Below are 15,756 nucleotides of genomic sequence, written 5' to 3' on the forward strand. Positions count from 1 at the left end.
GCCGCCTGAGCAACGCCAAGCCATTCGCGCGCAACTCAATGCAGCTTTCCAGCTCGTACCCGCGCAGTCGAGCTACCACATGCTTCGTATTGCCGATCGCCTTTGGCGCACTTGTGCGCCGGCGCGCATCACTGTTGCTCCATTACTTGCTCAGCTGCTGATCACCGACGGCCGAGAGCCCGCTGCGGTGTTGGGCGTGTTGCTCAAATCAGTTGAGCTGCTTCCGTGCATTGATCGTGAAATCGCCTATGTCGAGGGTTTGCTCCACTTTGGTTGGGGGCAGGCGGCTTTGCAGCGGCTGACAGAGCGCTTGCCGCTGTATTCCGTTGATGATCCCAAGCGGGTGTTCCGGTTGTGGCGCCGAGCTCAGGAGGCGGCGCGCGCTGCGATGCCGCTTTCGGGTGGACTGGCGCTGATCGATGGCACGCTGCGGATTCACGCGCGCTGCGCTGTATCGTCGGGTGCATCGACGCGGTTCGAACTGGTCACCGAGTCGGGCAGGGTATTGGCGCATCGTCGCGGTCGCCGCGTCGGTCAAATCGCATCGCTGTCGATGCCGATGCCCAATCCAGATGATCTTCGCGGCATGGTCTGGCTGCTGTATGACGGCAGCCCCGTGCCGGGTGCGTGCTGGCGATTGCCGTTCGATTTTCGCGTGCAAGGCCATTGCGCCTTCGACGGTCATCACGTTCGCGGTACCGTGCAATTGGCGTGGGCGCCTAAGCGCGCGTTGGCCGTCGTAGTTGAAGACCTGCAGGGACACTCGCACACGGTCCGTACCGGCACCGACGGACGTTTCGCATTGAACCTCGATGGTTGCGGCCTGATCGATTCGGTCAGCGTCCGCGTACGGCTGCCCGATGGCCGCCTCGAGTCACTGCCCGGCTCGCCGCTGCTGACGCGCCGCAGGCTACAACAGCATCTACGCCAAGTTGGATTGCCGTCCGCAGCTCAGCGAACGGGCTCGGTGGTCGAAAGCGGGGCAGCAGCGATCATCATCCCGGTCTACGACGGCTATCAGCAGACGCTGGCGTGCATCGAGTCAGTGCTCTCTACCGTTGACACCCGGTTACACCCGGTCATCGTGATCGACGATGCCAGCCCCAACGCGGAGTTATCCGCGGCGCTGGACCGGTTCGCCGCAGGTGGCGCGATCCGTTTGCTGCGTAATCCAAGCAATCTCGGCTTTCCCGATTCCGTCAATCGCGCGATGCAGCAGGCCGGCGCTCGTGATGCGGTGATCGTCAATGCCGATGTCGTCGTCTTCGGTGACTGGCTGCAGCGGCTGCTGCGCTGCGCACAGACGGCTGACGATGTGGCCACGGTGACGCCATTTGCCGATGACGATTCTATCGTCGGATACCGTGCCGTTTCCGGCGATGCGGCTGCCGTCGATATCGCGGCGCAACTCGACCGTCATGCGCGCGATGCCCATCGACAGCAGTCGCTCGAGTTGCCGGTCGGTGTCGGCTTTTGCCTGTACCTGCGGCGTGCGGCTTGGGACGCGGTCGGTCCTTTGGATGGGCGATCGTTCGGCAAAGGCTATGGCGAGGAAAGTGACTGGTGCATGCGGGCACGTCGCCTAGGTTGGCGTCATTTGCTGGCAGCCGATGTCGTGATTCATCACGCTGGCGGGGTTTCGTTCGGGCCCCGTCGCGCGGCACTGATTGCGCGCGCCCAGCATCTGCTCGAGATGCGTCACCGCGGCTATTCGCGCTACGTGGCAGAGCACTCGTGCACGGCCGCCATCGACGCTTGGCGGCGTGGCTTCGATCGACTGCGGCTTGAGAGCTGCGCTCGGCCGGTGGCGCTGATCGTGCTTCATGCACTCGGCGGCGGTGTCGACCGCTTCGTGCGCGGCCGCATCGACAAGCTGCGCGAGCAAGGCCTGTTGCCCCTGCTGTTGCAGCCGTTGTCCGAATCGCCCGGACGGTATCGACTGTGGAGCCCTGATTTGTCGCTGCGCTATCTGCAGTATCGCGATGCGCAGCAGGCCGAGCTGCTGTCGGCTGAATTGGCGGGCGTCAATCTTGCGCATTGCGAGATACATCATTTCGTCGGCGTCGATGCGCGGCTGATCGACGTCGTCCGTCGTCTGGCCTGTGGCTACCACGTCTATCTGCACGACTACAGCTGGATTTGTCCGCGTGTCACGCTGATGGACGGCAGCGGGCGCTACTGCGGCGAGCCGGTGCTGGCGCAGTGTCGGCGCTGTGTCGCCACGCAGGGTTCCGATCTGGGGGAAACGATCGACGTTGCGGCGCTGCGTCGGCGCAGCGATCGCTGGCTTGCGGGTGCGCACACGATCAAGGCGCCGAGTCGCGATGCGCAGCAACGGTTTTTACGCTACTTCCCGCAGCGTGCCATCGGCGTCGACATGCCGGAGTCCGAGCCCGAGCCGGTGACCGCAGCGCCGCGGCGCCGATTGGCCAGCGGCACGATCAAAGTGGCGCTGATCGGTGCCATCGGCGAGCACAAGGGTTATCAGGTGCTGCGCCGGGTTGCGGCCCGAGCACTGGCCGACGAGCTTCCGCTCGAATTCGTCGTCATGGGTCGCACCGACGACGATGGCCGATTGATGCGCGCCGGGCGCGTGTTCGTCACCGGCACCTATCAAGAAGCGGAAGTGCCGGCACTGTTGCGGCGCGAGCAGCCAGACATGATCTGGCTGCCGTCGGTTTGGCCCGAAACGTGGTGCTATGCGTTGACGCACGCACTGCAGTCGGGTTTGCCGATCTTGTCCTACGACATCGGCGCCGTTGCCGAGCGCCTGCGCCAAGCCGGGCGCGGTGTATTGCTGCCGATCCAGGCGACGACGAGCGATTGGCTGTCGGCGCTGTTGAGCATCACAACGGGGGCGGCTGAGGCGCCGACTGCACTGCGGTTGCCGCCAGCGCGCCGCACGCAGCGCACGGCGCTGCCCTCATCCGGCATCACGACGTAACGCATCAGGAGAACAGGCTGATGGAATCCAAGGAAGTGGAACAAGCGGCGCCGACGATGGCGACACTGCCGTTGCAAGCGGCGACGCAGGCGGTGCAATTCGACCCGGGCTGGTATCGGTTCTCGGTGCGCCAAGCGGCGCCGACGGTCGCGACCGCCGTGCAGTTGCCATTCCCGGCGCTGATGGTCGCTGCGGGCCCCGATGTGACGCCGGCCGTCGTCGAGTTCGTCGGCCGTCCCGCGACGAGCGCCGTATGGTTGGTACGAGAAGGTGATGCCGTCGTCGTACGGGTCGCCGACCCTGGAGCGGCGCTGATACTCAGTTCGCTGCGTACGACGGTCGACCACCAGCCGCTCGATATCAATGTCGAACGTTTGCAGATCGCGCCCTCGGCGCCGGCTTCAGCGCAGGCTGGTGGCCCGGTCGCGGTCGGTGTCTACCGTCGCGGCCAAGCCGACCTCGAGATCAGCGACGCCGACTGGGCGGGAACGCCGGGCAGCGGGCTGTGGATCGAGGCGCTGTGCATCAAGCCGCAGGCGCTGATCACCGCCGCCGACGTCGAATACAAGGCGCTGTCGGCCAACGGCTTTGAGACGCCGTGGCTCAGCAACGCAGCGATCTGCGGAACCAAAGGCCTGGGCATGCCGCTGATCGGCTTCGCTGTCCGCCTTCGGGGCAATGCCGCGTCCGCATTTGAATGCGAGTACCGTGGATATTTCCGGTCAGGCGAAGTCGTGGGGCCCATGCGCTCCGGGCTTCCGTGTCGATCGAAGCTCGCTGGTGATCCGCTCGAAGCGGTGCAGGTGTATCTGGTGCGCCGCAATGCTGACGAGGCTCGCCCCGCGCCGACCGAGAGCCCGGTAGCCGCCAAGCCGGTTGCGCCCAGCTTCGGCAAGTTCCGGACCCCGGTCGCCACCAAGGTCTCGACGCGCAGCGCCACCAAAGGCCGCGGATCAAAGGCCAGCAAGACGACGGCCAAGAAGAAAGCCCCGGTGGCGGCTGTCGACGCCAAATCAACAACCGCAGCCAAGGTCGTCAGGCGCGCCAAGCCTGCAGCTGCGACGCCGGATGTCGCGAGCCGCGATGCGGCAACCAGCGCCAGCCCGTCGTCCACCACGCCAGCTGCCACGTCGCCATCCAAGTCCAAAACCTCGCGTCGTTCCAGTGGCCGGTCCGGCAAGTCCTGATGGGAGTTCAGCCCGTGATCGAGACGCTCGCGTGTCGCCGGCTCTGAAACTCACTGGGATTGCATGAACTATCTGTTCATCCATCAAACGGTGCCCGGTCAGTACCTGCACCTGATACGGCATCTCGCGCTGGATCCGGCGAACCGCGTCTATTGCATTGGTCAGCGCGTCGGCGTGCCGATTCCGGGCGTCGAAACCCTGCTTTATGCCGTCGACGGCGCGCTGTCACCTGCCGCTGCCGGCGTCGGCGTCGAGATGGATCGCGCGATCCGCGTTGGTGCGGCGGTCGCTGATGCGTGCCGGCAGCTCCGAGACCAGTATCGGTTCGAGCCGGCGATCGTCATCGGTCATTCGGGCTGGGGCGAGACCCTGTTCGTCAAGGATGTTTTTCCTGGCGCGCCGCTGTTGTCGTACTTCGAGTTCTATTACCACCGGCACGGTGCTGACATCGGCTTTGACCCGGAATACGCATCGGACTTCGCCGATCCAGCGCGTCTGCGGGTCCGCAATGGCGTGATCCTGATGTCCGCTGATGCCGCCGACTGGGGCAATACGCCGACACAGTGGCAATGCAGCCTGTTCCCGCCTGAACTGCGTCAACGGATCACGGTACTGCACGAAGGTGTCGACACCGACGCGCTCAAGCCCGATCCGTCGGCCTGCTTCGATTGGCCCGCGCTTGGCTTGCAGTTGAAGGCCGAGGACGAAGTGGTGACGTACGCCGCTCGTAATCTGGAGCCATACCGGGGGTTTCACAGTTTCATGCGCGCGGTGCCGCACATCATGCGTCGGCGCCCGCGCGCCCAGGTCGTCGTGGTCGGCGGCGACGAGGTCAGCTACGGCACGCCGGCCGCGCCGGGCATGACCTATCGCGAACAACTTCTTGCCGAGATCGACGGTCAGTACGACCCGCGCCGCCTGCACATGCTGCCGGCTCTTGATCACACGCGCTTCCGTCACCTGCTGCAAATCTCGTCGGCTCACGTGTACCTGACGTATCCATTCATTCTGTCGTGGTCCTTCATCGAGGCGATGGCGGCGGGTTGCGCCATCGTCGGGTCATCGACGCCCCCGGTGATGGAGGTCATGGACGACGAGGTCAGCGGGTTGGCGGTCGACTTCTTCGACGCCGAGCAGATCGCCGACCGCGTCGTCACGCTGCTGAGCGACCAAGCGCTGGCGCGTCGACTGCGCCGCGCGGCGCGTCAAACCGCCGTGCGCCGCTATGACTTGAAGCGCAAGATCCTGCCGCGCTGGATTAAGCTGTTGCAGGACCTGCAGCGTGGCCATCGACCGGCTACCGGACACTGATGCCGCTGCCGTGATGAAGGATCGTCACCTCATGTTGATCTACCCCCGACCGCGCGCTGGTAGCGCTGCTGCCGATCGCGTCGCCGCGTATGGCGACGTGCCCCCGGCTGCCTCCCTCGTTTCTCTCGCTGACGGGCGCTTTGCCGACCCGGCTGGACTGGTCTCGAATGTCGTATCGCGCTGACTCCTCTCATTCCGGCGATCAACGCTCGGAAAGCACCTTGATTCACGCGCTGGTTGCCATCGCCCAACAGCACGGTATAGAAGCGCGTTACCACGACATCCTGCGTCGCTACGCGCTGCCTCCGGGCGAGCCCGAAACCCGCATCGTGCTGGCGATCGCGCAGGATCTGGGTCTGCGTGCCAAGGCCGTGCACGTCCGCTATCAGGATCTGACGCGCTTCGAGGGCGCTTTACCGGCCTTGATGCGGGTCGATGGCGGCGGCGCGCTGCTGTTGCGCTCGATCCAGCGCGATCCGCAGCAGGGCTTGATCGCGCTGGTGCAAGATCCGATGAGCCGCGACAGCGAGCCGCTGGCCGTCGACGAGGCGCGTCTTTCAGGAATCTGGCAAGGCGAGTTGCTGCTGTTTCGTCGTGGCAGTACGGCCAGCGTCGAAGATGCGCCGTTCGGCCTGTCGTGGCTGATGGCGCAGGTGATGCGCGAGCGGCGCTTGTTCATCGAGATCGCCGTCGCTGCCACGGTCTGCACGCTTTTCGCGCTGACGCCGCCGTTCATGTTCAAGATCGTGCTCGACCGCGTGCTGGCGAACCAGTCGATGTCGACGCTCAAGGTGCTTGCCGGCGCAATCGGCTTCGTTCTGGTGTTCGAAGTCGTACTGACCTATCTGCGCCGTGCGCTACTCGAAGTCGCTGCCACTCGGATCGATACGCGACTGAACCTGTTCATCATGGAGCGCATCTTCAAGCTGCCGATGAGCTTTTTCGAGCGCAATCCGACCGGCCGTATCACCGCGCAGGTCAGCAAGATCTGGCAAGTACGCAATTTCGTGGTCCAGCAGTTGTTCGGCACGCTGTTCGACGCGGTGCCGTTGATTGGCTTGATTCCGGCCTTGATCATTCTCGACTGGCGCTTGGCCAGCTTGGTGATCGCGCTGGCGCTGATCGTCTTCGTCATCGTGATGCTGTTCGTCAAACCGTTGTCGGTGCGATCGAGCGCGGTGGTTCGCGCCGAACAGAAGCGCAGCGCGCACCTGGTCGAATCCTTGTACGGCATCCGCACGATCAAGGCCCTGGCGATCGAAGGTCGCCGTCGCCGCGAATGGGATCAGCGTGTTGCCGAATCGATGGAGGCGCGGCTGACGCTGGGCCGCTTCGCGAATCTGCCCAACACCCTGGCGATGCCTTTCGAGCGGCTGATCTACACCGGGTCGTTCTGTGTTGGTGCGTACATGGCGCTGACGATGAGCGATGCGATGACCGCCGGCTCGCTGGGTGCGTTTGCGATGCTGGCGATGCGGGTCGGTCAGCCGCTGATCCAGATCGCCAAGCTGCAGATGGAATACTCGGAGTTCAAGGGCGCACTCGAAGAGCTGGCCTTGGTCATGAATGCGCCGACCGAAGAAGGGCAGAGCGGCACGGGTACGCGTCAGCCAGTGGTGGGTGCGATCTCGTTCAAGGACGTGCGATTCCGCTACAGCAATGACGCCCCGTATGCGCTCGACGGCATCAGCTTCGAACTCAAGCCCGGCATGATGCTGGGCGTGATGGGCCGCAGCGGCTCGGGTAAGACGACGATCACGCGCCTGCTGCAGCGGTTCAATACCTCGTACGACGGGCTGATCAAGATCGATGGCATCGATCTGCGCGAGATCGATCTGGCTCACTTGCGGCGCAGCGTTGGTGTCGTGCTGCAAGAGAACTTCCTGTTCTCCGGCACGGTTCGCGACAATATCGCCGCATCGCGTTCGGACGCTTCGTTGGCCGATGTGATTCGCGCAGCCCAGCTCGCAGGCGCCGAGGAGTTCATCGAGCGGATGCCGCGCGGCTATGACACTTGGCTGCAGGAAGGTGCGAGCAACCTGTCGGGCGGGCAGCGCCAGCGTCTGGTGATCGCGCGGGCCCTGCTGGCCGATCCGCCGGTACTGCTGTTTGATGAAGCCACCAGCGCGCTCGACGCCGAAAGCGAGGCGATCGTCAACGCCAACCTGCGCCGCATCGCCCAAGGCCGGACCGTGATCAGTATTTCGCATCGCCTGTCGATGTTGATCGAGGCCGACGCGATCCTGGTACTGGAGCGCGGCAAGCTCTATGACATTGGCACTCACGACGAACTGTTGGCGCGCTGCGATATCTATCAACAGCTGTGGTACCAGCAGAACCGACATATTGAACGCGGCGCCACCAGCGCCGTACGGGCTGCCATCAGCCAGGGGCCGTCATCGTGAATAAGCTGCCTGCACCGATCGATCGACCGTTGCGCAAAACGCCGCTGCCTCGTTATCGCGAGCGAGAGTTGGTGGAGCTGGTCAGCGCATTCGAATCGGAGTCGATGGACCTGATCGCGCGCAGTACGCCACGCGCGCAGCGGCCGGTTTTGTACATCGTGATGACGATGCTGGTTCTCGCGGTCGTGCTGTGTGCTTTCGTCAAGCTTGATCGCGTCGTGGTCGGGCGCGGCACGGTGCAGCCGGTGGACGGGCAGATCTACGTCTCGCCGCTGAATGCGGGTGTCGTGCGCTCGGTGCTGGTCAAGGTCGGCGACCGCGTCTTCAAGGGCCAGCCGCTGGCTGAGCTTGATCCCACGTTGACGCGCGCCGATGTTGCCCAGTTGCAGCAGCGTCTCGACAGCGATGCGGCCCAGGTCGAGCGTCTCGATGCCGAGCATAGCGATCGACCGTACGAACCCGCGTCGCCGAATCCGTTCGCTGCCGTGCAGCGCGAAATCTGGCTGCAGCGCCAGTCTGAACTGCGGTCTTCTCTGGCCAACTTTGATGCGCAGATCGCCAGCGCCGTCGCGCTGCTGACCCAGCATCGCCGCGACGCCGAGCAGTACAAGAAGCGGCTTGATCTGGCGGCCGACGTGCTTCACATGTACGAGCCGCTGGTCAAACGCGGCTACGTGTCGCGCCAGCAGTATCTGGGCGCACGCGATTCGCATGAGGAGATGAGCCGGCTTTATTCCGAGGCGCAGAACCAGATCACCGCTCAGGCCGAGATCGTGGAATCGGTGCGTGCGCAGAAGGCCGGCTTCGTCCAGAAATGGCGATCCGATGCCGGCGCGCAGCTGGTGACCACGCGCGACGACTACAACGCCACGCGCGAAAACCTGCAGAAGGCTCAGAAGCTGCTCGATATGTCGGTGCTGACGTCGCCAGCCGAGGCGATCGTCGTCAAGGTCGGCAAGATATCCACCGGCTCGGTGGCGCAAACCACCAATTTCAGCGATCCCAGCTCGGCGGGCGCGCTGTTCACGCTGGCGCCGGTCGACGCCGCACTCGAAGCGCAGGTTCGGGTTCCGGCACAGGACGTCGGCTTCATCCGCGTCGGTGACCGCGTCAACCTGAAAGTCGACGCGTACTCCTTCGTTCGCCACGGTCTGGCCCACGGCACGGTCAAGAGCATCAGCGAAGCCTCGTTCACGACCGATGAGAACAATCAGCCCGTGCCGACCTACTTCAAGGTCGTCGTCGCGATCACCGAGGTCAAGCTGCGCGGCGTGCCAGACGACTTCCGTCTGATTCCCGGCATGACGGTTTCGGGCGATGTGCTGGTCGGTAGCCGCACGATCCTCAGCTACCTGACCGAGGGCGCGATGCGCACCGGCTCGGAGGCGATGCGTGAAGCCGAGTAGCGCGGTGGTTGCGATGGTGCCGGCCCGATGAAGGGCCTGATCCAGCGCTGGCTGGGCCGAGACCCGGCGCGTCAACTGCAGACGGCGTTGACGCTGATCGACGCCGATCGCTGTGTCGAGGCGGCCGCGTTGCTGCGCCCGTTGGCCGATGCCGGTCACGCTGCTGCGCAGTGGCACCTGGCCGAGCTGTCGCTGCACGGGCGCGGCATGGTGCAGAACTTCGTCGAAGCCGAACGTCTCCTGTTGCAGGCCGCCAACGCCGGCGAGATCGACGCCCGGTCGCGACTCGGCGAGTTGTATCTGACCGGCGTTCCACTGAACTCGCAGCCCGAGGCAGCAGACGAGCCCGCGGCGCCAGCGCTCGATCGGCTGCTGGCATCCAACCGCATCCGCAAAAACCCGGAAACGGCCGCGCATTGGAATCAGTCGGCAGCGGCCGACGGCCATCCGGCGGCGCAGGCGCGGCTCGGCTATCAACTCGCGACCGGCATCGGCCTGACGCGCGACATCGATGCCGCCGAACATTGGTTTCGCGAATCCGCGACCCGGCAGTGCGTACTCGGTCAGCTCGGCCTCGGCATGTTGCTATCAGGCAGCTTCGGTGCCCGATCCGACAAAGTCGGCGCCGCGCAGTGGCTGGAAGCGGCGGCGATCAGCGGCGACACCCACGCACAGGCCGGGCTGGGCTTGCTGTATCTACATGGTGACGGCGTCGAGCGCGATGCGGCGATGGGCATCCGGCTGATCCGCAATTCGGCCGAGGCGAACAACCCGCTCGGCATGTACTACCTCGGCGAGGCCCACCGGATCGGTCAGGGCGTCGTAAGTGACGCGGCGGAATCCGAAACCTGGCTGCGACGCGCCAGCGCGCGCGGCCATCAGCTGGCGACGCTGTCGCTGATCAAGCTGCTGACCGCACCGGATCGCCCCGACTCGCACACCGCGGGCGCCGCACTGTGCCGCCAAGCAGCCGATCAGGGCATCGCCGAAGCGCAGCACTTGCTTGCGCATTTGTACTTCGATGGCAAAGGGCTGCCGCGCAGCGCCACCCAAGCCGTGGTGTGGGCGCAGAAGGCAGCACAGCAGCACCATGCTGGCGCACTGGAATTTCTGGCCGTGATGCGGCTCAACGGCCACGGTCTGGACCGCGATCCCGCCGTCGCCGTCGAGTTGCTGCAGCAGGCGGCGGAGCTGGGCTCGCGCGCCGCACATTACCGGCTTGGCTCGCTCGCTCAGCAAGGCCTGGGCATGCCGCGATCGATCGCAACCGCGCTGCTTCATCTGAGGGCGGCGGCCGAATTGGGATCGGCCGAGGCCTGGCTGGCGATCGGACAATTGCACGCCGACGCATCCGCTGACGATCCGAGCCTCAGCGCCGATGCGGCGCCGGGCTGCCTGGAGCGCGCCGTCGAATTGGGCAGTGGCGATGCCGCCTGCCATCTGGCCTCGCTGTACTTGCGCGGCGTCGGCGTGCAGCAGGACCGCGAACGCGGCATCGCCCAGCTGACCGAGCTGGCCCGCGACGGCAGCGCGCTGGCGGCCTGGATGCTGCACCAGCACTACGATGACGCATCGGTGACCGCATCGACGGCGGAGTCCGATGCGGCGCACTGGTTGGCGCGCGCGGCGCATCTGGGCAGTCCGCCGGCGTGGCTACGCGTCGTGCAGTGGTGGGACGCCGACCGCGACCCGGGACTGAGCCGCGCCGAGCTGGTTGCCGAGCTTCAAGCTCGCGCCCACGACGCCCATCAGACCGTCGCCCAATACCTGCTCGGCGCTCTGCTGCTGGACCCGTCTCACGACACGGCGGACATCGAGGCCGGCCTGCATTGGCTGGAGCGCGCGGCCCAAGCCGGCGACGTCAACGCGCAACTGCGACTGGGCGAGTACTGGGAGCGTCAAACCGACTCGACAGAGGCGACCGCTGCAGCGGCCGACTGGTATCAGAAAGCGGCCGCGCAAGGCAGCCTGCCGGCGATCGTGGCGCTGGCTCGTCTCCAGCCGGTGGGTGAGGCGGCGCCGGCCGACCGTCTGGCCGACGTGCTACCGACCTGGCAACGCGCTGCCGAGCGCGGGGATGCAGTGGCGCAGCGGGTGCTGGGTTACCTGTATCTGAAGGGCATCGCGTTGGAAGCCTCGCAGCCGCAGGCGCTGTATTGGTTCGAGCAGGCCAGCGCCCAAGGCGACCGGCCGGCGCAGGTCGCGCTGGGCGGATTGCGGGTCCAGATGCTTTCGGACCCCGCCAGCGTCGAGCACGGCGCGGCGCTGCTGCGCCAAGCCGCCGACGCCGGCTACGCCGATGGCGAATTCAACTGGGGCGTTTGTCTGATGCGCGGCTTGGGCACGCCGGTCGATATCGACCGTGGCCGCGACTACCTGCGCCGCGCGGCACGCCGTGGCCATGCGCAAGCACAGCGCGCGCTGGCCGATCTGCAACGCGCGCTGCCGCCCCGCAGCGCCTGAGTCCGCGTGCCCGCGACGACACCGACCCCGTCCATGTCCCGACGTCGCACGGCGGCGATGCCGCTACAGGTTCAGGTCGAGCGCATCGACTACGGCGACGGTTTTGCGATCGTCGACGGCTGGGTGTTGGCGCCGATTGCGTTCTTCAGTTCGGCAGCGAGCGATGTGTCGTTGGCGACGGCCGATGCGTCGCCGCAACGCGTGGCCTTTGGCTTCGAACGGGCCGACGCTGCCGCGTCAGCGATGACCGTCGCCAAGTCGATGCGCGCCGTGCTGCGCGGCCACTGGGCGATCGGTGACATCGACGCGCTGCAATTGCGGGGGCAGGGCTGGCAGTTGGCCGCCTCGCTCGACGGCGCGGCGCATACCGCTTTCGCGGCACAGGGGCTGATCGAGCAGTTCGACGACGAACGGCTCAGCGGCTGGGTGTTCGATCCTGCCGCCGTCATCGGGACCGCCAAGCTGCAATTGCAGCTGGCCGGCCAAGCGCGAGTCGATGTCACGCTGACCCAGCCGCGGCCGGAGCTTTCATTCCTGTGGCCCGATCAGGCGCCCGTGTACGGCTTCCAGATCGGCTGGCCGGACCTGCTGCGCGCCTTGCGCGGCTGCGATCACGAATTCGCACTCGACGCGCAATGGCCGCTGGACGTGGTGCTGACCTCGTCCGGTCGCGAACTGCATCGCAGCTTGATCCAGTACGCGCCGGACACGCGCGGGCGGCTCGAGCGGATCGACGCCGGCCGAGCGCGCGGCTGGGCGGTGGACGCGACGACGCCGGATCGGCCGGTGCGGCTGGAGTTCTGGGTCGATGGCGCGCGCTATCACGAAGTCCTGGCGCAGGAGCCGCGTGGTGATCTGGCCGCGCGCGGCATCAGCGACAACGGTGGTGGCTTTGTTGTGGGACTGCCGCTGGGCGCGTCCGACATGGCGGCCAGCGTGCCGATCGCGATCCGCCGTCTCGGTGTGGTCGCCGTACTCGGTCAGGCCGACTTGCCCACGACCGCGTTGCCGCGCGCAGCTCGCGACAGTCGGCTGCTGCTGGCGCAGTTGCCGCAACGCGGTGCCGATACCGCAGCAGGCATCGCGATCGTCGTGCCGATCTTCAATGCGCGCGACGATGTCGAGAAATGCATCGAAGCCGTGCTGCGGGTCACCGCCGTCCCCGCGTGCCGACTGCTGCTGATCGACGATGCCAGCACCGACCCGGCCATCGGCGTCCTGCTCGACCGCTACGACGGACGACCCGGCGTCGAGGTCCATCGCAATGGCGTCAATCGCGGCTACACCGCGACCGTCAACCGGGGCTGCCTGCTGGCCGGTGATGCCGACGTGGTGCTGCTCAATTCCGATACCGAAGTGTCGACCGGTTGGCTCGAAAGCTTGCGGATCGCCGCCTATCACCATCGGCGCGTGGCCACGGTGACCGCCTTGTCGAACAATGCCGGCGCTTTTTCGGTGCCCGAGATCGGCGTCGACAATCGCTTGCCGGATGGCTGGAGTGTCGACGACGTGGCGCGCGCAGCGCGCCAGGCCTCGCTGGGCTTGTATCCGTCGGTGCCGACCGGCAATGGCTTTTGTTTGTACATCCGCCGCGACGCGCTGCGTTGCGTGGGCGGATTCGACGAGCAGGCGTTTCCGCGCGGCTACGGCGAGGAGAACGACTTCTGCATGCGTGCGGAGCGCGCCGGTTATCTGAATCTGGTCGACGACCGCAGCTATGTCTATCACCGACGTTCCGCCAGCTTCGGTGACCAGAAGCAAAGCCTGTACGAATCGGGGCGTCAGGTCGTCGAAGCGCGATATCCGGAGTACCAGAAGCGCGTCGGCGTCTTCCATAACGATCCATCGTTTCTGAGCCTGCGCTGGCGAATGCGCCGCGAGCTGAGCCGGCACCGTGCGGCGCAGACGCGCCCGCGGCCGCGACTACTGTTCGTGATCTCGACGCAGACCGGCGGCACGCCGCAAACCAATCGCGACTTGATGGATGCGCTGGCGGACCGCTACGACCCCTGGTTACTGCGCTGCGACAGCCAAGTGATGGAGCTGTCGCGACTGGTCGGCGGCGAGCTGCGTCGCGTCGAATCGCATGGCTTGCGCCAGCGCTTGTCGATCAGCCTGCATCGCGCCGACGACTACGACGACCAGCTTGCCGACTGGCTGGTGCGCCACGCGATCGAGCTGGTCCATGTGCGTCACATCGCCTGGCACGGCTTGGGCCTGACCCAGGTCTGCCGCTTGTTGCAGATTCCGGTCGTGTTTTCGTTCCACGATTTCTACACGGTGTGCCCGACGATCAAGCTGCTCGATGCTCAGGGCCGACACTGCGCCGGCCGCTGCACCGACGCGCTGGCCGACTGCAGCGCCGAGCTGTGGCCGGCATCAAGCGTACCGCCGTTGAAGGGCCGCTTCATTCATCGCTGGCGCGAGATGATGCAAGCCATGCTGGCCGACGTGGACGCCTGCGTCACGACATCGCCGGCGGCACGCGATCAACTGCTGTCGATCTATCCGCCGTTGGCGCAGCGACCGTTCAAGGTGATCGCGCACGGCCGCAGCTTCGATCGCTTCGACGCGCTGGCGGCGGCGCAGCGCCGCGGCGAGCCGCTGCGCGTGCTGGTACCGGGCAATATCTCGCTGGCCAAGGGGGCACAGCTGATCGCCGACGTGGCGCAGCGGCTGCCGGCAGGGCAGCTGGAGTTTCACCTGCTCGGCGATCCCGGCATCGTGCCGTCCGGGCCCAATGTCGTGCTGCACGGCAAATACCAGCGCGGCGACTTCCACGACAAGGTCGCGGCGATCGGCCCGCATATCGGTGCCGTGCTGTCGATCTGGCCCGAAACCTACTGCCACACGCTGACCGAGATGTGGGCCTGCGGCTTGCCGGTGGCGGCGTTCGACATCGGCGCCGTCGGTGAGCGGATCGCGGCGCATGGCGGCGGTTGGTTGCTGCCGTTGGGCCTGGATGCCGATGCGCTGGCCGCGCGTCTGTTGGCGCTGAAGGCCGGTATCGCCGACCGTCGTCGACGCATTGCCGAGGTGATCGCCTGGCAGGCCGGCGAGGGCCGTGAGCGCAGCGTCTCGGCGATGGCGGCCGACTATGAGGCGCTGTACGGCGAGGTCACCCGGAGGCGTCGTGCTTGGCCCGACGCGCAAGCCTAGGTTGCGGGCGACGGTGAAGATCCGTGACAGCGATACAATCCTGCAGCAAGGCCGCAGCTTGATTGCAGCCCCACTCGATCCGTGGACCCTGCTTTGACCGATTCTCACCTGCTCGTTACGGGCCACTCTCATATCACCTGCCTGGGCATTCCGCTAAAGAATGCCGACGGTGACAACCAGCTGGTGGCCATTGCCGCCGAGCCCTGCTTCCATGGATTGGTCGGTGCATGGCCGCGCGAGAAGCGCTACTGGGAACAGGTGATCGCGCTGACCGCCGCGCACCGCGTGGCGATCTCGTGGATGGGCAACCAGCACAATTCCAAGTACATGTTGCTGGAACCGCCGGGCTTCGACTTCATGCTGACGCAGCAGCCCGATCTGCCGATCGACCTCAGCGTGCCGCTGGTGCCCGAGCAGGCGGTTCGCGAATCGTTTGCGGCGACGTTCCTGGGCCTGCGATGGATGCTGGGCCAGATCGCGCAGCGCGGCGGCATCAAGCCGGTGCTGATCGGCACGCCGCCGCCCAAGGGTGACAACGACGCCGTGCGTGCGCTGCTGGCGCGTGAACGGCACTTCGTTCGCGTCGCCGAGCAGATGGGCGCCAGTCTCGACCACGTGGCGATGTCGGCGCCGTTGCTGCGCGTCAAGCTGTGGCGTCTGCTGCAGCAGATGATGGCCGAGATTGCTGCCGAACACGGCTTGGCGTTCTGGCCGACGCCGTCGGCCGCCGAAGACGCCGAGGGTTTTCTGCGCCGCGAGTACTGGTCGCAGGACGCAACGCATGCCAATGCCGTGTTCGGCAAGCTGATGCTGCGCGACATGGAGCGCCGCTTGCTTGCCGCTGACACCGACGGATCGCAGGGCCACTGACCGGGAGATGC

At 66.0% G+C, this 15,756-nt stretch carries 8 protein-coding genes; all 8 read left to right on the plus strand.

All coding sequences use genetic code 11. The features are described 5' to 3' along the window. Window positions 1-79 precede the first annotated feature (79 nt). A complete protein-coding gene (locus BUB09_RS08945; protein WP_175550151.1) occupies window positions 80-2,944 on the plus strand; it encodes a glycosyltransferase in 2,865 nt (954 codons plus the stop codon). Window positions 2,945-2,964: 20 nt separating this feature from the next. Beyond that, window positions 2,965-4,131, plus strand: coding sequence for a hypothetical protein (locus tag BUB09_RS08950; RefSeq protein ID WP_072896830.1), 1,167 nt, complete (start codon window positions 2,965-2,967; stop codon window positions 4,129-4,131). Window positions 4,132-4,194: 63 nt separating this feature from the next. Then, window positions 4,195-5,442: a glycosyltransferase gene (locus BUB09_RS08955; RefSeq protein WP_072896831.1), complete on the plus strand. Its 1,248-nt coding sequence runs from the start codon at window positions 4,195-4,197 to the stop codon at window positions 5,440-5,442. A 167-nt stretch (window positions 5,443-5,609) separates the two neighbouring features. Then, window positions 5,610-7,847: a peptidase domain-containing ABC transporter gene (locus BUB09_RS08960; protein ID WP_072896833.1), complete on the plus strand. Its 2,238-nt coding sequence runs from the start codon at window positions 5,610-5,612 to the stop codon at window positions 7,845-7,847. After that, window positions 7,844-9,253, plus strand: a complete 1,410-nt coding sequence (locus BUB09_RS08965) for an HlyD family type I secretion periplasmic adaptor subunit (protein ID WP_072896835.1) — start codon at window positions 7,844-7,846, stop codon at window positions 9,251-9,253. The genes BUB09_RS08960 and BUB09_RS08965 overlap by 4 nt, the downstream gene beginning before the upstream one ends. Before the next feature lie 27 nt (window positions 9,254-9,280). Further along, window positions 9,281-11,716: a tetratricopeptide repeat protein gene (locus BUB09_RS08970; RefSeq protein ID WP_072896837.1), complete on the plus strand. Its 2,436-nt coding sequence runs from the start codon at window positions 9,281-9,283 to the stop codon at window positions 11,714-11,716. A gap of 33 nt (window positions 11,717-11,749) precedes the next feature. Further along, entirely contained in the window at window positions 11,750-14,875 is a 3,126-nt protein-coding gene (locus tag BUB09_RS08975; RefSeq protein ID WP_084083291.1) for a glycosyltransferase, read from the plus strand. A gap of 93 nt (window positions 14,876-14,968) precedes the next feature. After that, window positions 14,969-15,745, plus strand: coding sequence for a hypothetical protein (locus BUB09_RS08980; protein ID WP_072896841.1), 777 nt, complete (start codon window positions 14,969-14,971; stop codon window positions 15,743-15,745). The last annotated feature ends 11 nt before the right edge of the window (window positions 15,746-15,756 follow it).

The sequence above is a fragment of the Hydrocarboniphaga daqingensis genome (assembly GCF_900129825.1).
In the GTDB taxonomy this organism is placed as follows: domain Bacteria; phylum Pseudomonadota; class Gammaproteobacteria; order Nevskiales; family Nevskiaceae; genus Hydrocarboniphaga; species Hydrocarboniphaga daqingensis.